The sequence below is a fragment of the Paraburkholderia sp. NPDC080076 genome (genome assembly GCF_050281145.1).
Taxonomy (GTDB): domain Bacteria; phylum Pseudomonadota; class Gammaproteobacteria; order Burkholderiales; family Burkholderiaceae; genus Paraburkholderia.
The window spans coordinates 816,764-841,140 of record NZ_JBNNWQ010000004.1 but is presented as its reverse complement, the minus strand read 5'-3'; the positions used below and the strand labels follow the sequence as shown (position 1 = coordinate 841,140).

At 62.6% G+C, this 24,377-nt stretch carries 21 protein-coding genes and 1 pseudogene; 9 read left to right on the top strand and 13 right to left on the bottom strand.

Features of this window, described 5'->3' with window-relative positions:
• Positions 1–70: 70 nt before the first annotated feature.
• Together xylB and dalD are read right to left on the bottom strand one after the other, a co-directional pair.
• On the bottom strand, positions 71–1,552 hold the full coding sequence (xylB, locus tag ACQKRQ_RS20890; protein ID WP_427479117.1) for a xylulokinase: 1,482 nt from the start codon (positions 1,550–1,552) through the stop codon (positions 71–73).
• Between the two features lie 138 nt (positions 1,553–1,690).
• Complete coding sequence (dalD, locus tag ACQKRQ_RS20885) at positions 1,691–3,103, bottom strand: D-arabinitol 4-dehydrogenase (RefSeq protein WP_132373318.1); 1,413 nt, start codon at positions 3,101–3,103, stop codon at positions 1,691–1,693.
• A gap of 383 nt (positions 3,104–3,486) precedes the next feature.
• Between dalD and ACQKRQ_RS20880 the strand changes: the two genes are divergently transcribed.
• The 5 genes and pseudogenes from ACQKRQ_RS20880 (at position 3,487) to ACQKRQ_RS20860 (ending at position 8,413) form a co-directional block, all read left to right on the top strand.
• Positions 3,487–4,467, top strand: a complete 981-nt coding sequence (locus ACQKRQ_RS20880) for an AraC family transcriptional regulator (protein ID WP_427479114.1) — start codon at positions 3,487–3,489, stop codon at positions 4,465–4,467.
• Positions 4,468–4,519: 52 nt separating this feature from the next.
• Positions 4,520–4,891: pseudogene (locus tag ACQKRQ_RS20875) on the top strand (sugar ABC transporter ATP-binding protein); the annotation flags it as partial.
• Positions 4,892–4,999: 108 nt separating this feature from the next.
• Positions 5,000–6,088, top strand: coding sequence for an alcohol dehydrogenase catalytic domain-containing protein (locus ACQKRQ_RS20870; RefSeq protein WP_427479112.1), 1,089 nt, complete (start codon positions 5,000–5,002; stop codon positions 6,086–6,088).
• 46 nt (positions 6,089–6,134) lie between these two features.
• Complete coding sequence (locus tag ACQKRQ_RS20865; protein ID WP_427479110.1) at positions 6,135–7,679, top strand: FGGY-family carbohydrate kinase; 1,545 nt, start codon at positions 6,135–6,137, stop codon at positions 7,677–7,679.
• Positions 7,676–8,413: an SDR family oxidoreductase gene (locus ACQKRQ_RS20860; protein ID WP_408182271.1), complete on the top strand. Its 738-nt coding sequence runs from the start codon at positions 7,676–7,678 to the stop codon at positions 8,411–8,413. Before ACQKRQ_RS20865 ends, ACQKRQ_RS20860 begins: the two co-directional genes overlap by 4 nt.
• 1,168 nt (positions 8,414–9,581) lie before the next feature.
• On the opposite strand, the gene kynA is transcribed toward ACQKRQ_RS20860, so the two are convergent.
• The 3 genes from kynA to kynB are packed head-to-tail and all read right to left on the bottom strand — an operon-like array spanning position 9,582 to position 12,443.
• Entirely contained in the window at positions 9,582–10,514 is a 933-nt protein-coding gene (kynA, locus tag ACQKRQ_RS20855; RefSeq protein WP_427479108.1) for a tryptophan 2,3-dioxygenase, read from the bottom strand.
• Between the two features lie 10 nt (positions 10,515–10,524).
• Positions 10,525–11,775 carry a kynureninase gene (kynU, locus tag ACQKRQ_RS20850; protein WP_427479106.1) on the bottom strand — a complete coding sequence of 417 codons (1,251 nt, stop codon included), beginning with the start codon at positions 11,773–11,775 and terminating at the stop codon, positions 10,525–10,527.
• Positions 11,776–11,804: 29 nt separating this feature from the next.
• Positions 11,805–12,443: an arylformamidase gene (kynB, locus tag ACQKRQ_RS20845; RefSeq protein WP_427479104.1), complete on the bottom strand. Its 639-nt coding sequence runs from the start codon at positions 12,441–12,443 to the stop codon at positions 11,805–11,807.
• A gap of 131 nt (positions 12,444–12,574) precedes the next feature.
• On the opposite strand from kynB, the gene ACQKRQ_RS20840 reads away from it, so the two are divergent.
• Entirely contained in the window at positions 12,575–13,090 is a 516-nt protein-coding gene (locus ACQKRQ_RS20840) for an Lrp/AsnC family transcriptional regulator (protein ID WP_012434188.1), read from the top strand.
• A gap of 133 nt (positions 13,091–13,223) precedes the next feature.
• Here ACQKRQ_RS20840 and ACQKRQ_RS20835 read toward each other — a convergent pair whose 3' ends face one another.
• Complete coding sequence (locus tag ACQKRQ_RS20835) at positions 13,224–13,733, bottom strand: flavin reductase family protein (RefSeq protein ID WP_132373332.1); 510 nt, start codon at positions 13,731–13,733, stop codon at positions 13,224–13,226.
• 257 nt (positions 13,734–13,990) lie between these two features.
• On the opposite strand from ACQKRQ_RS20835, the gene msrA reads away from it, so the two are divergent.
• Complete coding sequence (gene msrA, locus ACQKRQ_RS20830; protein ID WP_132373333.1) at positions 13,991–14,539, top strand: peptide-methionine (S)-S-oxide reductase MsrA; 549 nt, start codon at positions 13,991–13,993, stop codon at positions 14,537–14,539.
• A gap of 28 nt (positions 14,540–14,567) precedes the next feature.
• On the opposite strand, the gene ACQKRQ_RS20825 is transcribed toward msrA, so the two are convergent.
• The 3 genes from ACQKRQ_RS20825 to pdxH form a co-directional block, all read right to left on the bottom strand.
• Positions 14,568–15,983: a DUF72 domain-containing protein gene (locus ACQKRQ_RS20825; protein ID WP_427479101.1), complete on the bottom strand. Its 1,416-nt coding sequence runs from the start codon at positions 15,981–15,983 to the stop codon at positions 14,568–14,570.
• Positions 15,984–16,054: 71 nt separating this feature from the next.
• The gene (locus ACQKRQ_RS20820; RefSeq protein ID WP_427479099.1) at positions 16,055–17,269 is read right to left on the bottom strand and encodes a class I SAM-dependent methyltransferase; all 1,215 of its coding nucleotides are present in this window, start codon (positions 17,267–17,269) and stop codon (positions 16,055–16,057) included.
• Between the two features lie 141 nt (positions 17,270–17,410).
• The gene (gene pdxH / locus ACQKRQ_RS20815) at positions 17,411–18,052 is read right to left on the bottom strand and encodes a pyridoxamine 5'-phosphate oxidase (protein WP_132373336.1); all 642 of its coding nucleotides are present in this window, start codon (positions 18,050–18,052) and stop codon (positions 17,411–17,413) included.
• Positions 18,053–18,282: 230 nt separating this feature from the next.
• Between pdxH and tcdA the strand changes: the two genes are divergently transcribed.
• Complete coding sequence (gene tcdA / locus ACQKRQ_RS20810; protein WP_408316414.1) at positions 18,283–19,140, top strand: tRNA cyclic N6-threonylcarbamoyladenosine(37) synthase TcdA; 858 nt, start codon at positions 18,283–18,285, stop codon at positions 19,138–19,140.
• A gap of 83 nt (positions 19,141–19,223) precedes the next feature.
• On the opposite strand, the gene trxA is transcribed toward tcdA, so the two are convergent.
• Positions 19,224–20,072, bottom strand: coding sequence for a thioredoxin (trxA, locus tag ACQKRQ_RS20805; protein WP_132373338.1), 849 nt, complete (start codon positions 20,070–20,072; stop codon positions 19,224–19,226).
• 91 nt (positions 20,073–20,163) lie between these two features.
• A complete protein-coding gene (locus ACQKRQ_RS20800; RefSeq protein WP_427479096.1) occupies positions 20,164–21,039 on the bottom strand; it encodes a pirin family protein in 876 nt (291 codons plus the stop codon).
• A gap of 189 nt (positions 21,040–21,228) precedes the next feature.
• On the opposite strand from ACQKRQ_RS20800, the gene ACQKRQ_RS20795 reads away from it, so the two are divergent.
• Positions 21,229–22,131, top strand: a complete 903-nt coding sequence (locus tag ACQKRQ_RS20795) for an EamA family transporter (protein ID WP_408179831.1) — start codon at positions 21,229–21,231, stop codon at positions 22,129–22,131.
• A gap of 86 nt (positions 22,132–22,217) precedes the next feature.
• On the opposite strand, the gene ACQKRQ_RS20790 is transcribed toward ACQKRQ_RS20795, so the two are convergent.
• A complete protein-coding gene (locus ACQKRQ_RS20790; protein WP_427479094.1) occupies positions 22,218–23,798 on the bottom strand; it encodes an N-acetylmuramoyl-L-alanine amidase in 1,581 nt (526 codons plus the stop codon).
• Positions 23,780–24,370, bottom strand: coding sequence for a tRNA (adenosine(37)-N6)-threonylcarbamoyltransferase complex ATPase subunit type 1 TsaE (gene tsaE / locus ACQKRQ_RS20785; RefSeq protein ID WP_427479092.1), 591 nt, complete (start codon positions 24,368–24,370; stop codon positions 23,780–23,782). Before tsaE ends, ACQKRQ_RS20790 begins: the two co-directional genes overlap by 19 nt.
• Between the last annotated feature and the right edge of the window lie 7 nt (positions 24,371–24,377).

Below are 24,377 nucleotides of genomic sequence, written 5' to 3'. Positions count from 1 at the left end.
GCGCCGATGATAGCAGCCGGTCCCGGCGCCTTAACTCAACCCGGCGCTGAAACAGGCTGCGGATTGCCGGTCAGGCAAGCGGTTGCCGCGCGGGGTCGAACAACGGCCGTACGTGGCGGTAGAGCGCGCGATACGCTTCGAGTCGCGCGCGCAGTTCGGCATGGCGGCGTGGGTTCGGCGTGAACTCCTTGGCGATGGGCGGCTTGGTCAGCACCGTGGCCGGATCGCCGCCCGCGGCCAGCCAGCCGAGGCGTGCCGCGCCGAGCGCCGCGCCGGTCTCGCCGCCGCCGTGCTTGCGGGTGGCGGTGTCGAGTGCGTCGGCGAGCAACTGGGCCCAGTAGTCGCTGCGGGCGCCGCCACCGAGCAGGGACAGCGCCTTTGCTTCGGTACCGGCCGCGCGCAGCGCGTCGAGGCCGTCGGTTAGCGCGAGCGTGACGCCTTCGAGCACCGCGTAGCCGAGCAGCGCGCGATCGGTTGCGTGAGTCATGCCGAAGAACACGCCTTGCGCGTACGGGTCGTTGTGCGGAGTACGTTCGCCGGACAGATAGGGCAGGAAAAGCGGCGCCGTGTTCAACGCGTCCGCGGGCAGCGCCTCGATTTCGGCGAGCAGGGTCGGCTCGTCGGTGGAGGTGAGCTTGCAGACCCAGCGCAGACAGCTTGCAGCCGAGAGCACCACGCTCATCTGGTGCCAGCGATCCGGAATCGCGTGACAGAACGCGTGCACGGCCGAAGCCGGATTCGGCCGGAAGCTGTCGCCGACCACGCACAGCACGCCCGACGTGCCGAGCGAGACGAAGCCGTCGCCGGGTTGCGTCGCGCCGATGCCGATTGCGCTGGTGGCGTTATCGCCGCCACCGGCCGCGACGATCACGCCGTCGCTCAAACCGAACTCGCGCGCGACTTCGGGCAGCAGCGTGCCGGACGGCTCGCTGCCTTCGCACAGGCTCGGCATCTGCGCGCGCGACATGTTGCAGGCCGCGAGCAGCGAGTCCGACCAGTCGCGTTTGGCGACATCGAGCCACAGCGTGCCGGCCGCATCCGATGGATCGGACACCTTGCCGCGGGTCAGTTGCAGGCGCAAGTAATCTTTCGGCAGCAATACGCAGGCGGTTTGCGCAAAAATCTCGGGTTCGTGGCGCGCGACCCACAGCAGCTTCGGCGCGGTGAAGCCGGGCATGGCGAGATTGCCGGCGACGCTGTGCAGCTCCGGCGCGCGCTCGGTCAGTTCCGCGCATTCCTTGTCGCTGCGCATGTCGTTCCACAAAATCGCCGGACGCAGCACGCGGTCCTGCGCATCCAGCAGCACGGCGCCGTGCATCTGACCCGACAGGCCGATGCCGCGAATCTGCGCGAACTCGTCGGGATGTTTGGCGCGCAATGCGGCGAGCGCGGTACGCGTGCCGGCCCACCAATCTTCGGGATTCTGCTCGGCCCAGCGCTGATGCGGGCGCGAAACGGTAAACGGTGAGCCTGCGGTGCCGATCACGCGTCCGTCGGATGCGAGCAGCAGAACTTTTACTTCGGACGTGCCGAGGTCGATGCCGAGATACATGGGCGCGGAACCTTCGTCGTTGGAGATGCGCTACTTTAGCCGCACATGGCGCGCGGTGCCATGCGCATTAAGCCTGGCACCGACGCGCTTCGATGCCGCGCGATGCGCGGCCCTTCTTAATCGTGAAGTCTGCGGCGCTCAAACCGCGCCGCGTTTGGCGAGCCATACATCGACGCGCGCCAGCGCGCCTTCCAGCGCCGATTCGAGTTCCGGCGTTTGGGCCATGCTGCCCCACAGCAGCCGGTCGGCGGCGAACGCTTTCAACGGATCGGGCGCCTCGAAGAAAGCGCGCGCGGCGCGCTCATCCATCACACCGTCCTGATACGCGTAGGGCAGTTCGCCGGTATTCCAGCGCTCGAGAAAGCGGAAGAAGAGGGCGGGCAGCATCGCCGTCGCCGCGGGCGTGACGCCGCGTTCGAAACACTCCGACATCGTCGGCGCGATAAAGCCGGGCAGCTTCGAAAAGCCGTCCGCCGCGACGCGCTGGTTCGTGTCCTGGATATACGGATTGCTGAAGCGCTCGAGCACCACGTCGCGATAGCGTTCGAGATCGAGCGGACTCGGCGTGAGGCACGGAATCACGTCTTCGGTCACGTATTCGTAGGCGAATTTGTTGATGTCGGCGTCGAGCGTGCCTTCGTGAATGTAGTTCAGTCCGACCAGCGTACCCGCCCACGCGATGCAGCTATGTGTCGCATTGAGGATGCGGATCTTGGCTTCTTCATACGGCATCACCGAGTCGACCAGTTCCGCGCCGACGTTTTCCCATGCCGGACGTCCCGCAATGAAGCTGTCTTCGATCACCCATTGGATGAACGCTTCGCCCATCACCGGAGCGGCGTCGTCGACGCCGGTGGCGGCCTTGACGCGCTCACGCACGTCCGGCGTGGGACGCGGCGTGATGCGGTCGACCATCGAGCTCGGACAGGCGGTGTTGTCGTCGAACCATTGCGCGAGGTCCGCAGCGCCGCGCCGTTCGAGAAACTCGCTCATGCCCGCATGGAAGCGTTCACCGTTGCGGCGCAGGTTGTCGCAGGTCTGCAGCGTGACCGGGCCCGCGTCGCCTTTCATGCGCGCGTCGAGAATCGCAGCCAGCGCGCCATAAATGGTGGTGTGGCCGCCTTTGAGGTCGGCCGCGAGGTCGGGGTTGGCGGTGTCGAGTTCGTCCTGCTCGTCGAGGTAATAGCCGCCTTCGGTGACGGTGAACGCGATGATCTTGCAGGCCGGATCGGCGCCGGCTTCGATCAGCGCGTCGAGGCTCTCGGTCCACGGTACGACGCGCTCGATCGAACGAATCGTCTCGTAGGCGCGCTCACCTTGAGGCGTGACGGTCTCGAGCGTATAGACGCCGTTTTGCGCGGCGAGCGCTTCGAGCACCGCATTCATGTCGCTGCGGATATTGCCGACCGTTAGCGACCAATGCGGCTCGCCCGGCACCTTGGCCTCGTTCAATCGGTGGAGATACCACGCCTGATGGGCGCGATGAAACGATCCCGCGCCGATGTGCAGGATCACGTGTGCGGCCGCGCCGCTGTCTTGCCCGCTGTTCATGTGCGTCTCCTGAATGTCCTTGCTCGCACGGCTGGTAGCGTGCGTTTCTTCTAGAGTTGGAGCATTTGCTCTGCATGTGAGCGAATGATCGTACCCGGCGAAACGAAAGTCAAGGCGACCGCGAACGGTTTTCGTGGCGCAGCGCGGCGTGGCGGGGCTTTTCGGCGTGGCTCACGGTGTGTCTTAGCGTGATGGAGGCGCGTTGCCAAGCGTATTGCATTGCACCAAATTTGACATTCAACGCGCCAGGACTAACCCGAATGCAAAAAAGTATCGGTCCGCGGTTTCATTTTTAGTGGTGAATAGCGCGCCGGAAGGCTACTTTTCGCTATACAAGACGAAGACCAGCGGCGCTCCAAACGGCCGCTTCATGGAGGCAGACAGTGCAACCCGATCTCGAACTCGTGGCCGTACGCCGTGACGAATCGTTCAAAGTATGGTCGCACGGCTATCCGTACCGCACGGTGCGCTGGCACTTTCATCCGGAATACGAAATTCACCTGATCGTGGCGACGACCGGCAAGATGTTCGTCGGCGATCACATCAGCAGCTACACGCCTGGCAACCTCGTGTTGATGGGGCCGAACCTGCCGCACAACTGGGTGAGCGACGTGCGGGAAGGCGAGACGATCGCGCAGCGCAATCTGGTCGTGCAGTTTGGACAGGAGTTCGTATCGAGCTGCATCGACAGTTTTCCTGAGTGGCGTCAGGTCGAAGCGCTGCTCGCCGATTCGCGTCGAGGCATCTCGTTCGGCGCGCAAACGAGCGCGGCGATCCAGCCGCTGTTCCTCGAATTGCTGGCGGCGCGCGGACTGCGCCGGCTGGTGTTGTTCATGTCGATGCTCGAAATCCTGATGAACGCGGAGGATCGCGAGACGCTCGCGAGTCCCGCTTATCAGGCCGACCCGACCAGCTTCGCGTCGACGCGCATCAATCACGTGCTGTCGTATATCGGCAAAAACCTGGCGAACGAGTTGCGCGAATCGGACCTGGCGCAGCTCGCGGGCCAGAGCGTCAGCGCGTTCTCGCGGTATTTCCGCCGCCACACGGGGCTGCCGTTCGTGCAGTACGTGAACCGCATGCGTATCAACCTCGCGTGCCAACTGCTCACCGACGACGATCTGAGCGTCACCGATATCTGTTTCAAGGCGGGCTTCAACAACCTGTCGAATTTCAACCGGCAGTTCCTCGCGGTGAAGGGCATGGCGCCTTCGAAATTCCGCCACTATCAGCAACTGAACGACGCAAGCCGCGACGCCTCCGAAGAAGCCGCGGCGCGCGGCGTGGGGATCGCCGACGCGCCGGCCATCGTGCTCGCGCCGGGTCTGCCGCGCAGCGCCGCCGCCGCTTATCCACCGACGTAGTCCCAGCCCACGCTGCCAGGCGAAGCGTTTTATTTCACCCGCGTTTCAACACGTGACGATCGATTTGTCGGTGCCGATTCGCGAACTCTCGGTGGCGCAGCAGCAGTTCGTCGCGATGATTTTCATCTCGCACCACCTCGAAGAGATATTCGAAGTGTGTGACCGCATTACCGTGCTACGTGATGGCCAGTACGTCGGCATGACCGAGGTATCGCAATCCGACGTAGGGCATCTCGTGGAGATGATGGTGGGACGCCGCATCGAAAACAGCTTTCCGCCGAAGTCACCGCTGCGCGCGGATGCGAAGATCGTGATCGAAGTCGACAAGCTACAGTTGCTCAAGGACAGCCCGATGTTGAGCTTCACGCTGCGTGAAGGCGTGATTCTCGGCTTCGTGGGACTGGTCGGCTCGGGGCGCACGGAACTCGTCCGAACTGCCGGAGATCGTCGGCATGTGCGACCGCGTCGCCGTGTTCCGGCGACCGCAGAAAGTAACTCTCCACTGACTTCAACTTTTTAGCAGGACCATGCAATGACGACTCAATCCGACAAGCGGAACATGACAGCCATCGTCTGTCATGCACCGAAAGACTATCGCGTCGAACAGGTGTCGAAGCCTCGCGCGGGCGCCCACGAACTGGTGATCCGCATTGCCGCGTGCGGCATTTGCGCGAGCGACTGCAAATGTCATTCGGGCGCGAAGATGTTCTGGGGCGGCCCGAGCCCCTGGGTGAAAGCGCCGGTGATTCCGGGCCACGAGTTCTTCGGATTCGTCGAGGAAATCGGCGAAGGGGCGGCCGATCACTTCGGCGTGAAGATGGGCGACCGCGTGATCGCCGAACAGATCGTGCCGTGCGGCAAATGCCGCTATTGCAAATCCGGCCAGTACTGGATGTGCGAAGTGCACAACATCTTCGGCTTCCAGCGCGAAGTCGCCGATGGCGGCATGGCCGAATACATGCGCATTCCGCCGACGGCGATTGTTCACAAGATTCCCGACAGCATTTCGCTGGAAGATGCCGCGATCATCGAACCGCTTGCCTGCGCGATCCATACGGTCAACCGTGGCGACGTGCAGCTCGACGACGTAGTGGTGATCGCGGGCGCCGGTCCGCTCGGTCTGATGATGACGCAAGTCGCGCACCTGAAAACGCCCAAGAAGCTGGTGGTCATCGATCTGGTCGGAGAGCGGCTCGCGCTCGCCCGCGAATACGGCGCCGACGTGACGATCAACCCAAAACAGGACGACGCGCTTGCGATCATTCGCTCGCTCACGGACGGTTACGGCTGCGATGTGTATATTGAAACCACCGGCGCGCCGACCGGCGTGAATCAGGGCATGGACCTGATTCGCAAGCTCGGGCGGTTTGTCGAGTTTTCGGTGTTCGGCGCGGATACGACACTGGACTGGTCCGTGATCGGCGACCGCAAGGAACTCGACGTGCGCGGCGCGCATCTTGGACCGTACTGCTACCCGATCGCGATCGATCTGCTGGCGCGCGGGTTGGTGACGTCGAAAGGCATTGTCACGCACGGCTTTTCGCTGGAAGAATGGGACGAGGCGATCGAGATCGCCAACTCGCTCGATTCGATCAAGGTGTTGCTGAAGCCGCGCGCCTGAACGTCGAACGTGGGCGGAGAATGAGCGGCATACAAACGGAGACAGTATGGATTACGTCATCGGCGTCGATATCGGCACGCAGAGCACCAAAGCGCTGCTGGTCGATCAGCACGGCGCGATCGTCGCGCAGCATGCGTCGAGTTATCAGCCGGATACGCCCAAGCCGCTGTGGGCCGAACAATGGCCCGCGGTCTGGTTGAAGGCGGTGGTGGAGTGCATCGCCGCATGCGTCGCTAAAGCGAAGGAGGCGGGCGTCGCGTCGAATTCGATCAAAGCCGTGTGCGTAAGCAGCCTGTACGGCGGCTCCGGTATTCCGGTGGATAGCGACATGCGTCCGCTTTATCCGTGTTTGATCTGGATGGATCGGCGCGCCACCGAACAGGTCGAATGGGTGCGCAACAACGTCGATCTCGAACGGCTTTATACGATCACCGGCAACGGCGTGGATAGCTATTACGGCTACACGAAGATGCTGTGGCTGCGCGATCACGAGCCGGATGTGTGGTCGCATACGCGCTACTTTCTGCCGCCGAATGCTTACGTGATCTACATGCTGACCGGCGAGGTGGCGGTGGATCATAGTTCGGCGGGCAATATCGGCGGCATCTACGACATTGCCAAACGTGATTGGTCCGATGAAGCGCTCGACATGCTCGGCATTCCCGCGACGATGATGCCCGAGCGGTTGGTCGACTCATCGGAAGTGGTAGGCGGCTTGCTGTCGCAGTGGGTCGAGCAGCTTGGCCTAGATGCGGGCACGGCGATCGTCGCGGGTGGCGTTGACGCAGCGGTGGCGACGTTCGCGGCCGGCGTCACGCGTGCTGGCCAGCATGTCGCGATGATCGGCACGAGTATGTGCTGGGGCTATATCAACCAGTCCGTCGACGCACGGCACGGGTTGATCAGCATGCCGCATGTGTTCAACGGGCAGCACGATATCTACGTGTTCGGCGGCGCGATTACGGCGGGCGCGTCGGTGACGTGGTACCGCGAGCAGTTCTGTCAGGCGGAGATCGAGGCCGCGCGCGCGACGCCGCATGGCGATCCGCATCGCTTGCTGGAAGAGAGCGCTTCTCGGATTCCGGCTGGTTCTGACGGTGTGATGTTCCTTCCGTATCTGATGGGCGAACGTAGTCCAGTGTGGGACGCGAAAGCGAGCGGGGCGTTCGTCGGCTTGAGCCTGTTTCATACGCGCGCACATTTGTATCGCGCGGTGTTGGAGGGCGTGTCGTTCGCGCTGAAGCACAACATCGAAGCGGGACGCAAAGGCGCGCAGTCGCTGGATGACAAGTTGATCGTGGTGGGCGGCGCCGCGCATTCGGATTTGTGGATGCAGATCATCGCGGACATTACCGGCTATCCGGTCTATACCATCGAGCAGGACGTGGAGGCGGCAATGGGGGCGGCGTTGCTGGCGGGCGTCGGTGTCGGTCTGGTATCGCGTGAAGAGGCGCGGAGCGGATGGGTCACGCTGGTTGAACGTGCGGAGCCGAACGCGCAACGGATGGCGTTGTATGAGCAACGGTTCGGCGTTTATACGGATTTGTATCCGGCGTTGAAGCCGGTCATGCATCGGTTGCAGACATCATGAATGCCACTTTTGATTTTTCTGGCCGCTCGATTCTCGTGACGGGGGCTTCGAGTGGAATTGGGCGCGCCACAGTTGAAGCGTTGTGTGCGTCTGGTGCGAATGTGGTTGCTGCGGCTCGGAATGTGAATGAGCTTGCGCGGTTGGCGGAGGAGACGGGCTGTGAGCCTTTAAAGCTCGATGTGAGCGATGAAGCCGCTATCGATGAGGCGTTGGGGTCGCTCGATGTGTTCGACGGGCTCGTGAATTGCGCGGGGATTGCGCTGCTTGAGCGCGCTGTGGATACGACTGGTGCGAGTTTTGATCGTGTGATGGCGGTGAATGCGCGTGGCGCGGTGCTGGTTGCCAAGCACGTGGCGCGCGGGATGATCGATGCTCAACGCGCCGGTAGTATCGTGAATGTTTCCAGTCAGGCTGCGCTCGTTGCGTTGGATGATCATTTGAGTTATTCGGCTTCCAAGGCCGCGCTTGATGCTGTCACGCGGGCTTTGTGTGTTGAGTTGGGGCCGTTTGGGATTCGGGTTAATAGTGTTAATCCTACGGTTACGTTGACGCCGATGGCGGTGATGGCCTGGAGTGATCCGGTTAAGCGGGAGCCGGCGCTTAAGGCTATTCCTTTACAGCGGTTTGCTGAGTCTGCTGAAGTCGCTGCGCCGATTTTGTTCTTGTTGAGTGATGCGGCTTCTATGATTAGTGGGGTTTGTTTGGCTATTGATGGGGGGTATACGGCTAGGTAAGGTTTTTTGCCTGTGCGGCTGCTGATTTGTCTGTGATCCTAAGGTGTTGGCCTTTTCTTGATTTCTTATCGGTCTATTAGCGTTGCCCCTGTGCGGGGCGGCACCTACTTTCTTTGCCGCCGCAAAGAAAGTAGGCAAAGAAAGCGGCTTCACACCGCCAGCTTATAAGCGGACCCCCCGCACAGTCGCGGTAGTGGCGCATCTGGAATCTGTGTTTTCGCACATTCGGCGCGAGTGACAAGGGCGTCATACTTCCCGCCTCGCGCTGCGCGCTCGCCGGAACGGTCTGCTTATGCCCAGTGGCTTCGGTCGTGGGCCGTCGGGGCCGTCGGCTTCGCCTCGGCGATGCCGCAGACGCCGTTTCATAGGCGTCCTTGGCGGTGGATTGATGTTGCGCTCAGCTGAACCGTCACGCGCACGAAATGGCCAGTCACGCTACTCATCAATGAATGCGTTTTAGCGCTGATACTTCTTTGGCGCTGTAGCCTTTTATTCAAGCGAGTGTGTGGGAAATTTCAGAATAGAGTATCGCTTGCGCGTTTTAGCTTGGTCAGGTGATAACTCGCGGGGTGATGTGATTAAAGTCATTCTTGTCGTGTGCTTCACGGCAAACAGGTATAGCAGCCTGTTGAGCGTGGTATCCCGTACGTTTGTGCAAGCAGATGTGCGGCTGCCTTTGCGCGCCTTTCTCCGATGGGCGGGCCTTGGTGGGGGAGCCTCACGGCTCGCCGGTTTCTGGTACTACGCGCCGGTCTGCCGCCATGCAACGGACCTACTGGTGAAGGCCACGCGGACGGCGTCAGAAAGCCGCGAACGTATTGGCGCAGCGAGAGGGATACAGAACCGCCCGGGCCATGCACCCGCGGGTTTTACGCGGACCGTTCCGGCGAGCGCGCAGCGCGAGGCGGGAAGTATGACGCCCTTGTCACTCGCGCGGAATGTGCGAGAACACAGATTCCAGATGCGCCACTACTGCGACTGTGCGGGGGACCCGCTTATAAGCTGGCGGTGTGAAGCCGCTTTCTTTGCCTACTTTCTTTGCGGCGGCAAAGAAAGTAGGTGCCGCCCCGCACAGGGGCAACGCTAATAGACCGATAAGAAATCAAGAAAAGGCCAACACCCAAAGAGCACAGAAAAAGAAAGCGCCGCGCAGGCAAAAAAAACCTATCTACAGCATAGTCCGCACATGCCAAAGCTCCGGAAACAAAACCACATCCAACATCTTCCGAAGATAAGTCGCCCCACTGGTGCCACCAGTCCCTTGCTTAAACCCAATAATCCTCTCAACGGTAGTGACATGCCTGAACCGCCACTGCCGAAAAGCATCCTCGAGATCGACAAGCTCCTCAGCCATCTCATAGAGCTCCCAATGTTGAGAAGGATTCCGATAAACCTCCAACCAGGCCGCTTCAACGGAAGCATCATGCACAGTAGGCTGACTCCAATCCCGCTCCAACCGAGAAGGTGAAATCGCAAACCCCCGCCGAGCGAGCAACCGCACAACTTCATCATAAAAAGAAGGCGCTTCCAACGAAGCCTTAACCTCAGCAAGTACATCAGCCCGATGTGCATGCGGCTTCAGCATCTGCTCATTCTTATTCCCAAGCAAAAACTCAATCTGCCGATACTGATACGACTGAAACCCGGAAGAACTTCCCAGATAAGGCCGCATCGCCGTGTACTCAGACGGCGTCATCGTCGCGAGAACGCTCCAGGCCTGCACGAGCTGCTCCATAATCCGCGACACACGCGCAAGCATCTTGAACGCCGGCGGCAATTCATCACGATGCACAGCCTGCAACGCCGCGCGCAACTCATACAGCGCAAGCTTCATCCACAACTCGCTGGTCTGATGCTGAATAATAAACAGCATCTCGTTGTGATCCGGCGACAAAGGATGCTGCGCATCCAGCACCGTCCCCAGCGACAGATAATCGCCGTAACTCATCGACTCCGAAAAATCGAGCTGAGCGTCATGCCAGCCATCGCCGGAATCAGCGGCAGGGGAGGCCGCTGGAGCCGCAACACTCCCATGCCCAAACGGACATCCCTGCGCCGGCTTCTCTTCCGGCAGGCCCGGCGTTTGCATGTGATCGGTCATCGCGCGCTCCTCAGGTCACGGCGCCGCGTGCGGCGAATTCGGGTGCCCGCCAGGTCTCCTTCACGAGCACCTCGCGCAACGTTTCCACCGCATCCCACACATCGACAAAGCGCGTATACAGCGGCGTAAATCCAAACCGCAACACATGCGGCTCACGATAATCGCCGATCACCCCACGCGCGATCAGCGCCTGCATCACCTCGTATCCATGCGGATGTTCAAAACTCGCATGCGACCCACGCTGCGCATGCTCACGCGGCGTAACGAGCTTCAACGGAAATTCGCTGCAACGCGCTTCGACCAGTTCGATGAACAGATCGGTCAACGCCAGCGACTTCTGGCGAACCGCCTGCATATCGGTTTGCAAAAACACATCGAGCCCGCACTCGACGAGCGACATCGACACCATCGGCTGCGTGCCGCACAGAAAGCGTCCGATACCGTCATCCGGCTGATACGTCGGATCCATCTTGAACGGCGCGCGATGTCCCCACCAGCCGGACAGCGGTTGCGCGAAGTCATTTTGATGGCGCTTGGGCACCCACACGAACGCGGGCGAACCCGGGCCGCCATTCAGATACTTGTACGTGCAGCCAACCGCATAGTCCGCGCCGACGCCGTTCAGATCGACCGGCACCGCGCCCGCCGAATGCGCCAGATCCCACAGCGCGAGCGCGCCTTTGTCGTGGATCAGCTTCGTGAGCGCGGCCATGTCGTGCATGTAGCCGGTGCGGTAGTTGACATGCGTGATCATCACGATGGCGGTGTCGTCGCCGATCGCGGCAGGCAGTTCGGAAGGATCGTCGACGAGGCGCAGTTCATAGCCGCGGTCGAGTTGCTCGATCAATCCCTGCGCGATGTACAGATCCGTCGGGAAATTCGAGCGCTCGGAAACGATCACGCGACGTTTAGGATCACGCGCATTCGCGACCCGCACGGCCGCCGACAGCAGCTTGAACAGATTGATCGAAATCGTATCGGTGACGACCACTTCGTTTTCCGCCGCGCCGATCAGCGGCGCGAGCTTGTTGCCGAGGCGGCGCGGCAGCTCGAACCAGCCGGCGGTGTTCCAGCTACGGATCAGGCCTTCGCCCCATTCGGCGCCGATCACGGTCTGTGCGCGCTGCGCGGCGGCCGCGGGCGGCACGCCCAAGGAATTGCCGTCGAGATAAATGGTGGTCGACGACAGCGCGAACTGGTCGCGCAACGTCGCGAGGGGGTCGGCGCTGTCGAGCGCCAGTGCTTCGTCACGGTGGTTCATGGTGATTCCGTCAGTCAGATCAGAAATGTTCATTGAGACTCGGGCAGCGCGCGCAGGATCGCGCGCACCGGGCTTGCATCGAGTGTGGTCAGCTTGAGCGGCAGCGCGATCAGTTCGTAGTCGCCGGGCGCGACTTCGTCGAGCACGATGCCTTCGAGAATCGCCATGCGATGCGCGCGAATCCGGTGGTGAGCGTCCATCGTCTTCGACTCCTGCGGATCGAGCGACGGCGTGTCGATGCCGATCAGCTTCACGCCGCGCGCGGCCAGTAGGTCGATGGTATCCGGCGCGACCGCGCAGAACGCACTGTCCCATGCGGTGGTCGGCGCGTTTCTGTAAGTGCGCAGTAAGACTCGCGGCGGCAAGTCGTCGAGCGAGCCGACGAGGTGTTGTGGCGTCACAACAGGCGATGCGCCGATGCAATGAATCACGCGGCATCGGCCGAGGTACGCGTCGAGCGGCACTTCGCCGATGGCGGCGCCTTCGGCGTCGTAGTGCAGCGGGGCGTCGGTGTGCGCACCGGTGTGCGGCGACAGCGTCAGCCGCGCGACGTTGACGGGCGAGCCCGCCTCCATGCGCCACACGCGCTCGATGCCCACCGGCGTGTCGCCCGGCCAGACGGGCGTGGCGGTATCGACGGCGGGGGTGATGTCCCAAAGTGTTGGCATAGTCGCATCGGCAGTTTATTGTCTATCCGGGAATGATAGGTGGCTTGCCGCGAAATGTGATTGCGAAAAAATCTCCTTCTGAGCCGTGTCTTGGAACATAATTTGAGACAAACGGGAAAGGGAGACCGAATATGAACGCGATCTCGCTCGACGCCACCGATTGCCGTATCTTGACGGTGCTTCAGCAAGAAGGACGGATCAGCAATCTCGACCTCGCGGAGCGCATTTCGCTCTCGCCGTCAGCCTGTCTACGACGCCTGCGCCTGCTTGAGGAGCAGGGCGTCATCGAACATTACCGCGCGTGTCTTAACCGCGAAGTGCTGGGTTTCGAACTGGAAGCGTTCGTGCAGGTGTCTATGCGCAACGACCAGGAGAATTGGCACGAACGCTTCGCGGAAGCGGTGCGCGACTGGCCGGAAGTGGTCGGCGCGTTTGTCGTGACCGGCGAAACGCACTATCTGCTGCGAGTCCTCGCGCACAACCTCAAACATTATTCGGATTTCGTGCTGCAGCGTCTCTACAAGGCGCCGGGTGTGATGGATATTCGTTCGAATATCGTGCTGCAGACGCTCAAGGAAGATTCGGGCGTGCCGGTTTCGTTAGTGAAGAAAACCGGTGGGCATAGCGCCGCGCATAACGATCGCTGACCGAGAGGACGGCCGCGCCGGCAGAAGGGCGCGGGCATTTGTTTTAGACGGCGAATTCCTCGCGCCGCCCGTCATTCCCAAACCACTTGAACCGCTCGAACCGCCCGCGCCGAATCCAACCGCGGCACCGCGTTCAAAGCGGTTTGAGTCCGTGAAACCGACCGTTCTGAAAAACCAGCGGCGAAGTCTCCGCGGCATTTTCGTGCACGCCGCAGCGCTCCACTTCACCGACGAAAATCACGTGGTCGCCTTCTTCGTAACGGCTGCGGTTATGGCACTCGAACCAGGCGAGCGCGCCGTCGAGCACCGGCATGCCGGTGTCGCCTTCCGCGTGCGACACGCCTTCGAAGCGATCGCCCTTCACGGTCGCAAAGCGCTTGCACAGTTCGAGCTGCGACGCGGCCAGCACATTGACCACGTAGTGACTGTTGGCGCGGAACACCGGCATCGATGCCGAGCGCGTGGCCAGACTCCACAACACCAACGGCGGGTTGAGCGAAACTGAATTAAATGAGCTGGCCGTGATGCCGATCAACTGGCCGGACGACGCGCGCGTTGTAATGACGGTGACGCCGGTGGCAAATTGGCTGAGCGCCTGCTTGAAGGCGTTCTGGTCGAAATTAGGCGGGCTGGCGCGCTTCATCGGGCGCAAGCCCCTGGCGCAAACCGGGTGAATCCCGGACTGAACCCGTCGCGCGCACGGCTGGAAACAAATGATTCGAAAGTCATAGTGAAAATCGTCGATTTGTCCCAATTTTAACTGCAATCGCGGCGGATTGGCCGCGACCCCAGCCGACGCATGAAAAAGCCGCTAAGCTGGAAAGCTCGGATGGTGGCATGAGCGTTGCGGTGAACCGTGGACCGGCATCGGCCGACTATGAGTTTCAAGGAGCGAGCAGCATGAGTCAGACAGGCGAAGTCGCCACCCTCGGTGGCGGGTGTTTCTGGTGCCTCGAAGCGGTGTACCTGGGCGTCGACGGCGTGAGCGCGGTGGAGTCGGGCTATGCGGGCGGCCAGACCCAGCGCCCGACCTACGAGCAGGTGTGCGACGGCGTGACGGGCCACGCCGAAGTCGTGAAGGTCGACTTCGATCCGGCGAGGATCAGCTATCGCGAGATTCTCGATATCTTCTTCGCGATCCACGATCCGACGCAGTTGAACCGGCAGGGCAATGACGTCGGCACGCAATACCGCTCGGTGGTCTTCACCCATTCGGATGCGCAGCGGGAAACGGCGTTGCAGGCGATTCGCGAGATCGGCGAACAGCGCATTTACGACGCTCAGATCGTTACGCAAGTGCTGCCGCTCGACGGCAATTACTGGCCGGCCGAGGCTTATCACCAGAACTATTTTGCGCAGCACCCGAATCAGGGGTACTGCTCGTTCGTAGTGGCGCCGAAGGTGGCGAAGTTTCGTCAGAAGTTTGCTCACCGGATCAAGGCGAGCTAATGGGATGAGCGGCTGCTTGGCGCGTGGCTCAAACGGCGGAGTCAGGCGGCTGCCCGTTTTCGTCGGATGGCGGAGGTTCACTGTCGTGCTCATGCTCATGAGCGAGTCGCGCATACGCCTCGATAATCGCCCGCGCCAGCTCCAAGCAGCTGAGCGGCGCTGATCCTTCCGCTTTATTGTTGATCGCGATCACCACCGGCTGGCCGGCCAGCGCGTAGCGCGCGGCCAGTTCGGCGAGCGACGCGCGGGTCGCCGGGTCGTGGTCGACCAACTGGTTGAACGGTTCGTACTTGGCCTTCGCCTGTTCGTATTTGAAGCCGCCGTGCAGGCTCCAGCGCACGATCAGCGGCCCAGCCGGTTCGCCGTCCAGCAACGCGAGCGCCGCGGCCTGACGCAGCGGATCGGGCATACGCGCATGAATCCCGACGCAATAACGCACGCCCGCCATTTTCAGCGTGCGGATGAAGCGCGGCGTGAGCAGGCTTGCGTCACGGATTTCAATCGCGTAGCAGGCGCTGTCCGGCAGCTTCGGCAAGGCCATCAAAAATTCAGCCAGCCGTTCGATGAATACCGCCGGCTGCGCAAGCATCTGATCCGGCAGCGGCGAAAGCTGGAACACCAGCGCGCCAGCCTTGGCGCCGAGTCCTTCGAGACACGGCGTGACGAAATCGTCGATCGCCATTTGCGCGTTCAGAAAACACGGATTCATCGAGACCGGCTCGCCGCGTTCGGCACGCACGGTGGCGTCAGTGATCGTCATCGGCGCTTTGACGATGAAGCGGAAGTGTTCGGGCACTTGCTGCGCGTAGCGCAAATACTCGGTGACCGTGAGCGCCTGATAAAACGACCGGTCGATGCTGACCGTCTTCAGTAGCGGATGCGCGCCGTAGGCCGTGAGACCTTCGCGCGACAGTTTGCTGTTGCTGTACTCGTCGCCGTAGACGATGCCGTTCCAGCCCGGAAACGACCACGTCGAGGTGCCGAGGTGGATCTGCGGCGGCAGTTGCGCCGCAAGCGCGAGCAGTTCCGGCGAGGGCGGGGCCGCGAGGATTTCGCGGGTGCGGCGTTTTTTGGGGGCGTCGGCGGCGGGCGCGGTGTTGGCTTCGGGTGCGGTGACGGCGTCTTCTGGCGCCGCCGCTTCGTCTTCCTGCCACAGAGAACCGGCGCTTGCGGTGTTCTTCGCGCGCGGCTGACGCCGGCGCTCGGGCTGTGTCGCGGCTGCGGATGCGGCGGCTGTATCAGCGGGCGAGGTTGCCCGCTCCATTGGATGCTGACCAGTGTCAGCATCTGCCCCAGCCGTCCCACGCGGTAACTTCACACCGCCATCGCCCTTCGCCGAGGCTTCCACCGGCATCCCGAACAGATCGAACTGCACGGCTTCGCCATCGGCGCGAGACTCGCCTTCTACCGGCTGATCAACTTCGCTTGTCCCGCTCTGGTCCATCGGTGTTCGACCTGCTGTTCAAAGGTTGCACCGCGTCGCCCGCTCATGCACGGCGCCGCGGCGCAACCATATCACAGCGGTTTGTCGTACATGAAGCGGCGCGACCACGGCAAGGTTTTCGCGCTGCGGCCGGCTCTGCGGCACACCACCTGGTAGATCGACACGTCGTCGTTTTCGAACGCGTAGGCGCAACCGGCGAGGTACACGCGCCAGATGCGGAATTTTTCGTCGTCGACGAGCTTGCGGGCTTCCTCCGCGTGCGCTTCGAAATTCTCCGCCCAAATGTCCAGCGTGTGCGCATAGTGACGGCGCAGGCTTTCGACGTCAACCGCTTCGAGCCCGCCGCGCTGCATCGATTCGAGCGCAAGGCTGATATGCGGCAGCTCGCCGTCCGGAAACACATAGCGGTCGATGAATTCGCCGCCGCCGAGCGCGGTCTCGCCGCTGTCCGCATCGCTCGACGTAATGCCGTGATTCATGGCGATGCCGTCGTCGACCAGCAGGTCGCGGATCTTCTCGAAGTAGCCCGGCAGATTCTTGCGGCCCACGTGCTCGAACATGCCGACACTCGTGATGCGATCGAATTGCCCTTCGACGTCGCGGTAATCCTGCAGACGAATCTCGATCTGGCCTTCCAGCCCCGCCGCTTTGACGCGCGCGGTGGCGAGGTCGAACTGGTTCTGCGAGAGCGTCACGCCCACGCACTTCGCGCCGAATTTCTGCGCCGCGCGCAGGACGAGCGCGCCCCAGCCGCAGCCGATATCGAGCAGGCGCTGTCCCGGCTGCAACTGGATCTTGGTGAGGATGTGGTCGATCTTCTTGATCTGCGCGGTGGCGAGATCTTCGTTGCCGTTCTCGAAGTACGCGCACGAGTACACCATGTTCTCGTCGAGCCACAGTTTGTAGAACTCGTTCGAGACGTCGTAGTGATACTGGATCGCCTTCTTGTCCGACGCTTTCGAATGATTGAAGTAGCGCCGCACGCGCGCCAGCTTGCCCGCGCTCGTGACGGTATTGCGCGCCAGCTGGTAGCCGATATTGATGATGTCCGACAGCTTGCCCTCGATGTCGATCTTGCCCTTCACGTACGCCTCGCCGAGATTGTCGAGGCTCGGTTCGAGCAGATAGGGCAGCGCCGTGGCGCTTTTGACATGTAGCGTGACCTGAGGCGCGGCGAACTGCCCGAAGTCATGTTGCTGACCATCCCACAGCACGAGGCGTGCAGGAACGTTAGCCCTGGTTTTTACATCTTCCACCCACTGCGCCAGCTTCTTCTCCCAGAACATGTGATCTCTCCGTGTCCGTTGAATTAAAGCAAAGCCTGTGTGGATCGCAACTCAATGCGGCGCGACTCCCATGCCGCGAGATGCCATCCGGCCGCCGCGCGCTGCTGCGTTGGCAACGCGGTGGCGGCGTTGTATTCCGATTCAAGGCGATAGGCGGGAGATTTGCCAATCGCTGTGTTCGCCTGAACGCGTGTAGAGCAAACGGTCGTGCAATCGCGACGGCCGGCCCTGCCAGAATTCGATTGCTTCGGGCACCAAACGATAACCGCCCCAGTGCGGTGGACGCGGTGGCTGGTCGCCGTATTGCAGTCTGATTTCGCGTTCGCGTGTTTCGAGCTGCGAACGGCTTTCAATTAGCTGACTCTGATTCGAAGCCCACGCACCGATGCGTGAATCGAGCGGGCGCGACGCGAAATACGCGTCGCTTTCTTCCGCGCTGGTTTTGACGATGCGGCCTTCCACGCGCACCTGCCGTTCCAGTTCGATCCAGTAGAACAGCAGGCTGGCGTAGGGATTGGCGGCCAGTTCGCGGCCTTTACGGCTTTCGTAATTGGTGAAGAACACGAAGCCACGCTCGTCGACGCCCTTGATCAGCACGATGCGCGCCGACGGCCGGCCACGCGAGTCGACCGTGGCCAGCGTCATGGTATTCGGCTCGGGCAGTTTGGCGTCGACCGCTTGTTGAAACCACGTATCGAACTGACGAAACGGGTTGCGGTTGATATCGGCAACGTCCAAAGAACCCAGCGAATAGTTTTTTCGAAGTTCGGCGAGTGAGGTCATGTTCTTATGCGAACGCTACAGTTCAATCAGTATAGCTAAGGCGCTGATTTTTTGCCCGCGGCCACGTCAAGGTCTCGCGCGGTGCTTGCATGCATGCCGGCCCGTGCGTGGCCCCTCGGCGTGGCGCTGTTCGCGGCGATGCAACTCGACGCGTTCAGGCAGAATACGAGGTTACGTACGCCTTTGCGTCGCCACTTCGTGTTTTAGCCCGACCAACGAGCCCTGCCATCATGTCCAGCACCACCGCGCAATCCGATCTTACTACCAGCCTCGACGGGAAAGAAACCGCCGACCGCGCGCGGCGCTTCGGCGGCATCGCGCGTCTGTACGGCGCGCCGGCGCTGGCCGCGTTCGAAGGCGCGCACGTCGCGGTGATCGGCATCGGCGGAGTGGGGTCGTGGGTGGCGGAGGCGCTGGCGCGCAGCGCGGTCGGCAAGTTGACGCTGATCGATCTCGACAACGTCGCCGAGAGCAACACGAACCGGCAGATCCACGCGCTCGACGGCAACTACGGAAAACCGAAGGTCGAAGCCATGGCCGAACGCATCGCGGCGATCAATCCGTTTTGCGACGTGCGCTTGATCGAGGACTTCGTCGAGCCGGACAACTTCGACGCGACGCTCGGCGGCGGCTTCGATTACGTGATCGATGCGATCGACAGCGTGCGCACCAAGACCGCGTTGATCGCATGGTGCGTGGAGAAGAAACAGCCGTTGATCACGGTCGGCGGCGCGGGTGGCCAGCTGGACCCGACGCGCATTCGCATCGACGATCTCGCGCTGACGATCCAGGACCCGTTGCTGTCGAAAGTGCGCGGCCAACTGCGCAAACAGCACGGTTTTCCGCGTGGCCCGAAAGCGAAGTTCAAGGTGAGCGCGGTGTACTCCGACGAACCGTTGATCTACCCGGAAGCGGCGGTCTGCGATATCGACGAGGAAGCCGAGCACGTCACCACGTCGCCGGGCCACACGGGGCCGGTCGGTTTGAACTGTGCGGGTTTTGGTTCGAGCGTATGCGTGACGGCGAGCTTCGGTTTTGCCGCGGCCGCGCATGTGTTGCGGGCGTTGGCGAAGCAGGCGACGGTTTGAAGTGATTCACGCCGCGGTGGATGCCGCGGCGCATTCAGGCGCTGCCGGGACGCCGCGCCTGAATATCGATTGAGCCAATCAGATCAGAACAACGAAGCGCTCAGCTTGCGCCGCCATTGCGATACCAGCTCCGGCTGATGCGCAGCCAGATCGAACACCGACAGCATCGTCTTGCGGCCGATATCGTCGCGGAACGTGCGGTCGCGTTGCACGATCGCGAGCAGATGTTCGAGCGCTTCCGCGTATTTGCGGCGGGCGATGAACGCGCTAGCCAGATCGAAACGCGCTTCGAGATCGGCCGGGTCGGCGGCGACCTTTGCCTCCAGCGCATCCGTGGGCGGCAGGTCGGCTGCGGCGTCCACCGCGTCGAGGCGAGTCTTGATCGCGTTGAATCGCGCGTCGATGCCTTGCGTCGTTTTCGGCGACAGCAGATCGACTTCGTTGCGCGCTTCGTCGATACGATTGTCTTCGAGCAGCATTTCAATGCGGTCCATGCGCGCTTCGTCGAAACCCGGGTCGTAGGCGAGGGCGGCTTGCAGCGCGTCGTACGCATCTTCGCGACGGCCTTCGTCCAGCGCGGTGTGCGCTTCGAGACGCGCGGCGTCCGCGCCTTGCGGCACCAGCCGTTCGAGAAACTCGCGCAACTGGCCTTCAGGCAGCACGCCGACGAACTGATCGACCGGCCGTCCGTCGGCAAAGGCCATGACGTGCGGAATGCTGCGCACCTGGAAGTGCGCGGCCAGTTCCTGGTTCTCGTCCACGTTCACCTTCACGAGCTTCCACTTGCCGGCGGCTTCGGCTTCGAGCTTTTCCAGCATCGGGCCGAGGGTCTTGCAGGGGCCGCACCAGGGCGCCCAGAAATCGACCAGCACGGGGGCCAGTGTCGACGCCGCGATGACGTCCTGTTCAAAAGTGGCCAGAGTGGTGTCCATTGCGTCCTCGTCGATAAAACGGTCTGTTGACTATTTGGGGCCGAACACTGCGGAATCAATGCCGCCCGAAGCCGCTTGCGCTCATCTGTGCTTATTTGCGCTGGGGCAGCGGAATCCATTCGGTTTCGCCCGGCACCTTGCCCATTTCCTGATTGGTCCACGCGAGCTTCGCGGCTTCGATTTTCTCGCGCGAACTGGCGACGAAATTCCACTCGATAAAGCGTTCGCCATCCAGTTTTTCGCCGCCGAGCAGCATGACGCGCGCGCCGTGGGTGCTCGCCAGCGTCACCGTTTCGTCGAGCGCGAGCACCGCCATCTGGCCGACTTCGAGCGGCGTGCCGTCGATCTCCAGATCGCCGTCGACGAGATAGACGCCGCGTTCCTCGTGTTCCGGTTCGAGCGCGAAGGCGCCGCCCGGCGCGAATTCGCCGGCCACATACAGCGTGCCGGAAAACGTCGCGACCGGCGAGGTTTCGCCGAACGCCGTGCCCGCGATCACCCGCAGCGTGACGCCGTTGCGCTCGACCGCCGGCAGCGTTTCGGCCGCGTGATGCGCGAACGACGGCTCGATCTCTTCGTCTTCGAGCGGCAGCGCGACCCACGTCTGAATGCCGTGCATGCTCTGGCCGCTCGCGCGATCCTCGTCCGGGGTGCGCTCGGAGTGGACGATGCCGCGCCCGGCCGTCATCCAGTTGACGTCGCCGGGGACGATTTTCTGCTCCGAGCCGAGGCTGTCGCGATGCATGATCGCGCCTTCGAACAGATACGTCACCGTGGCGAGGCCGATATGCGGATGCGGCCGCACGTCGAGGCCGACGCCGGGTTCAAGCATGGCCGGGCCCATGTGGTCGAAGAAGATGAACGGGCCGATCAGGCGCGCCGCCATGGCCGGCAGCACGCGCCGCACGGTCAGACTGCCGACGTCGCGCAGATGCGGTTTGAGGACTGCTTTGATCGAGGAGGACATGGGCAGGCTCGGCTGGAGTGTGGGTGGGGATTTTGGCTTAATAGACGATTCTACTGCGGTGGGCGCAATGACGACGGCTCGGCGACACGTCGACGCTCCGGCAACCTCCGGGATTCCGTAGCGCGGGCCGTCACCGCGTGCTGCCGGCTCCGCTAAACTGCCGGATCGAACAATCAATTGGAGACTGGGATGTCGCCCAGGGATTTGCTGCTCGCGCTGGTCGTGGTCGTTGCGTGGGGCGTCAACTTCGTCGTGATCAAGGTGGGTCTGCATGGCGTGCCGCCGATGCTGCTCGGCGCGCTGCGCTTCACGCTCGCCGCCGTGCCGGCGGTGTTTTTCATCAAACGGCCCAACCTGCCGTGGCGCTGGCTGATCGCGTACGGCGCGACCATTTCGCTGGGGCAGTTCGCGTTTCTGTTCTCCGCCATGTATGTCGGCATGCCGGCTGGACTCGCCTCGCTGGTGTTGCAGGCGCAGGCGTTTTTCACGCTGATTTTCGCGGCGATGTTCCTGCATGAGCGGTTTCGTTTGCCGAATGTCGTGGGTTTGCTGATCGCGGCGGGCGGACTTGCCGTGATCGGCATGCAAGGCGGCCACGCCATGACGCTGGCCGGCTTTGTCCTTACCTTGTGCGCCTCGTGTTCGTGGGCGCTCGGCAACATCGTCACGAAGAAGGTCGGCCAGGTCGACCTCGTCGGACTGGTGGTGTGGGGCAGCCTGATCCCGCCGCTGCCGTTTTTCGCGCTGTCGTACGCGTTCGAGGGTCCGCAGCGGATCGTCGCCGCGCTTTCCGGCATCAGCGCGATGTCGATCTTCGCCATCGTGTATCTCGCGTTCATTGCCACGCTGATCGGCTATGGGTTGTGGAGCCGTCTGCTGTCGCGCTATCCGGCGAGTCAGGTCGCGCCGTTTTCGCTGCTGGTGCCGATTGTTGGCCTGGCGTCGGCGTCGCTGTTTCTCGACGAGCAACTGTCCGCGGCGCAGATCGCCGGCGCTTTGCTGGTGATGGCGGGCTTGGCCGTGAACGTGTTCGGCGGCTGGGTCGTCCAACGGTTGTCACCCGCGCGTCGCGCGACCGGCACGTCCGAGTGAGAACAAAAACGCGGACGAGCATGAAGACGAAAAAACGGCCGCTCATCGAGCGGCCGTTCTTCATTGCATCAAAGCAGACGCGAGCATCACGTCATGCGATTCTTCGCAAGCGGTGGATTCGCCGCGAAATAGCGCTTGATGCCGGTCATGATCGCATCGGCCATCTTCTCGCGATACGCGTCGTCGTTCAGGCGGCGCTCTTCGTCCGGGTTGCTGATGAAGGCAGTTTCCACGAGGATCGACGGAATGTCCGGCGCCTTCAGCACCGCGAACCCGGCCTGTTCGACCGAGCCCTTGTGCAGCTTGTTGATGCCGCCGATTTCCTTCAGCACGAAGTTGCCGTAACGCATCGAGTCGCGAATCTGCGCGGTGGTCGACATATCGAACAGCGCGCGGTTCACGGTGGCGTCGGCGGACTTGATGTTGATCCCGCCGATCTGATCCGACGAGTTCTCCTTGTTCGCCATCCAGCGCGCCGCCGCACTCGAGGCGCCATGCTCGGACAGCGCGAACACCGACGAACCCTTCGCGTCGGGCGTGGTGAACGCGTCGGCGTGGATCGACACGAACAGGTCCGCGCCGACGCGCCGCGCCTTCTGCACGCGCACGTTCAGCGGCACGAAGAAGTCGGCGTCGCGCGTCATCATGGCGCGCATGTTCGGTTGCGCGTCGATCTTGGCGCGCAGCTTCTTCGCGATGTCGAGCGCGACATGCTTCTCGTACGTGCCCGAACCGCCGATCGCGCCCGGGTCTTCGCCGCCGTGGCCCGGATCGATCGCGACGGTCAACAGACGCACCGTGTTGCTCTTGCCGGACTTGGGATTGGTGAAGGCGTAGGTATCGTCGCTGCCGGCATCGTCCGCGCCCAGCGTGCTGGCGCTGCTGCCCTTGTTGCGGGCGATGGCCGTGGGCGGCGCCACCGGCGCAGCGGGCGTGGCGGGCTTGCCGAGGATCGGCGGAACGGGTGTGGGCGCGACATGCACCGGCGGACGCGGCACGCTCGGCGCGGACCCGCTACCGCTGTTTTGCGCGTAACGCTCGAAGAACGCCTCACTGTTATCGGCGGTGGGCGGCGTGGTGCCCGGACCGCTCAGCGTGGCGGGCGGCGGCGCGGCGTTCTCTTCGTTCAACGTCTGCTGCTTGTGTTCCGTCTGCGCGAGCAGATCCATCAACGGATCAGGCGCGACGGCGGGATACAGGTCGAACACCAGCCGGTACTTGTACGCGCCGACCGGCGGCAGCGTGAACACCTGCGGCTTCACCGAACCCTTCAGGTCGAACACCATGCGCACCACATGCGGCTGATATTGCCCGACCCGCACCGACTGGATCTGCGGATCGTTCGGCGTGATCTTCGAGACGAGGTCTTTCAAGGCCTGGTCCAGATCGAGGCCGCTCAGGTCGACCACCAGCCGGTCCGGTCCCTGCAGCAACTGCTGGGCGTTCTGCAGCGGCTGATCGGATTCGATCGTCACGCGCGTGTAGTCGCGCGCCGGCCAGACCCGCACGCCGAGCACCGAGCTTGCCCACGCGAGACGCGGCGCGACGAGGCCGAGCACGAGCGTGGACGCGCCCGCGCGCAGAATCTGCCGGCGCCGCCAGTTATGCGTTGCGGTAGCCGCCGATTCGATCGAGCGGAACGGTTTGATCAACATCTTTCGAGACATGCCTTTCCTGATTCGCTGTATGCCCGTGCGACGAGGACACGGCCGTCGCCTTCGTTCTCGCCATCATTGTCGTTGTCGAGGTCGAGCGAGAAGACAAGATCCGGCACGCCCAGGAGACGCCCCGCGCGTTGCGGCCATTCGACGAGGCAGACGGCGCCGCTGTCGAAGTACTCGCGAAAGCCGGCGTCGGCCCATTCGGCCGGATCGGTGAATCTATACAGATCGAAGTGATAGAGCGCGAGTTCCCCGGCGGGCCGCTCGAGCACGTAGGGTTCGACGAGAGTGTAAGTGGGGCTGCGCACGCGGCCGGTGTGGCCGAGGCCGCGCAAAGTTGCGCGCACGAGGGTGGTTTTGCCGGCGCCGAGATCGCCGACGAGTTGGACTTGCAGTCCGTAGAACGCCTTGTCGCCGTCCGCGCCAGGCGCGTGCCGCGCGGCCTCGCGCACGCTTTCGATCGCCTGCGCGAAGCGCTCGCCGAAGGCCATGGTGGCGGCTTCGTCCGCGAGCGCGAAGGTGCGTTCGAACAGGACACTGGCGGGCGGTTGGATCGCGAGATCGGGATTGACAGGCATTCTCGTA

What these genes read in the sequence shown, in the direction of transcription:
- xylB (WP_427479117.1), bottom strand. Translation starts at nt 1,552, where the DNA reads ATGTATCTCGGCATCGACCTCGGCACGTCCGAAGTAAAAGTTCTGCTG.
- dalD (WP_132373318.1), bottom strand. Translation starts at nt 3,103, where the DNA reads ATGAACAGCGGGCAAGACAGCGGCGCGGCCGCACACGTGATCCTGCAC.
- ACQKRQ_RS20870 (WP_427479112.1), top strand. Translation starts at nt 5,000, where the DNA reads ATGACGACTCAATCCGACAAGCGGAACATGACAGCCATCGTCTGTCAT.
- ACQKRQ_RS20865 (WP_427479110.1), top strand. Translation starts at nt 6,135, where the DNA reads ATGGATTACGTCATCGGCGTCGATATCGGCACGCAGAGCACCAAAGCG.
- ACQKRQ_RS20860 (WP_408182271.1), top strand. Translation starts at nt 7,676, where the DNA reads ATGAATGCCACTTTTGATTTTTCTGGCCGCTCGATTCTCGTGACGGGG.
- kynA (WP_427479108.1), bottom strand. Translation starts at nt 10,514, where the DNA reads ATGACCGATCACATGCAAACGCCGGGCCTGCCGGAAGAGAAGCCGGCG.
- kynU (WP_427479106.1), bottom strand. Translation starts at nt 11,775, where the DNA reads ATGAACCACCGTGACGAAGCACTGGCGCTCGACAGCGCCGACCCCCTC.
- kynB (WP_427479104.1), bottom strand. Translation starts at nt 12,443, where the DNA reads ATGCCAACACTTTGGGACATCACCCCCGCCGTCGATACCGCCACGCCC.
- ACQKRQ_RS20840 (WP_012434188.1), top strand. Translation starts at nt 12,575, where the DNA reads ATGAACGCGATCTCGCTCGACGCCACCGATTGCCGTATCTTGACGGTG.
- ACQKRQ_RS20835 (WP_132373332.1), bottom strand. Translation starts at nt 13,733, where the DNA reads ATGAAGCGCGCCAGCCCGCCTAATTTCGACCAGAACGCCTTCAAGCAG.
- msrA (WP_132373333.1), top strand. Translation starts at nt 13,991, where the DNA reads ATGAGTCAGACAGGCGAAGTCGCCACCCTCGGTGGCGGGTGTTTCTGG.
- ACQKRQ_RS20825 (WP_427479101.1), bottom strand. Translation starts at nt 15,983, where the DNA reads ATGGACCAGAGCGGGACAAGCGAAGTTGATCAGCCGGTAGAAGGCGAG.
- ACQKRQ_RS20820 (WP_427479099.1), bottom strand. Translation starts at nt 17,269, where the DNA reads ATGTTCTGGGAGAAGAAGCTGGCGCAGTGGGTGGAAGATGTAAAAACC.
- pdxH (WP_132373336.1), bottom strand. Translation starts at nt 18,052, where the DNA reads ATGACCTCACTCGCCGAACTTCGAAAAAACTATTCGCTGGGTTCTTTG.
- tcdA (WP_408316414.1), top strand. Translation starts at nt 18,283, where the DNA reads ATGTCCAGCACCACCGCGCAATCCGATCTTACTACCAGCCTCGACGGG.
- trxA (WP_132373338.1), bottom strand. Translation starts at nt 20,072, where the DNA reads ATGGACACCACTCTGGCCACTTTTGAACAGGACGTCATCGCGGCGTCG.
- ACQKRQ_RS20800 (WP_427479096.1), bottom strand. Translation starts at nt 21,039, where the DNA reads ATGTCCTCCTCGATCAAAGCAGTCCTCAAACCGCATCTGCGCGACGTC.
- ACQKRQ_RS20795 (WP_408179831.1), top strand. Translation starts at nt 21,229, where the DNA reads ATGTCGCCCAGGGATTTGCTGCTCGCGCTGGTCGTGGTCGTTGCGTGG.
- ACQKRQ_RS20790 (WP_427479094.1), bottom strand. Translation starts at nt 23,798, where the DNA reads ATGTCTCGAAAGATGTTGATCAAACCGTTCCGCTCGATCGAATCGGCG.
- tsaE (WP_427479092.1), bottom strand. Translation starts at nt 24,370, where the DNA reads ATGCCTGTCAATCCCGATCTCGCGATCCAACCGCCCGCCAGTGTCCTG.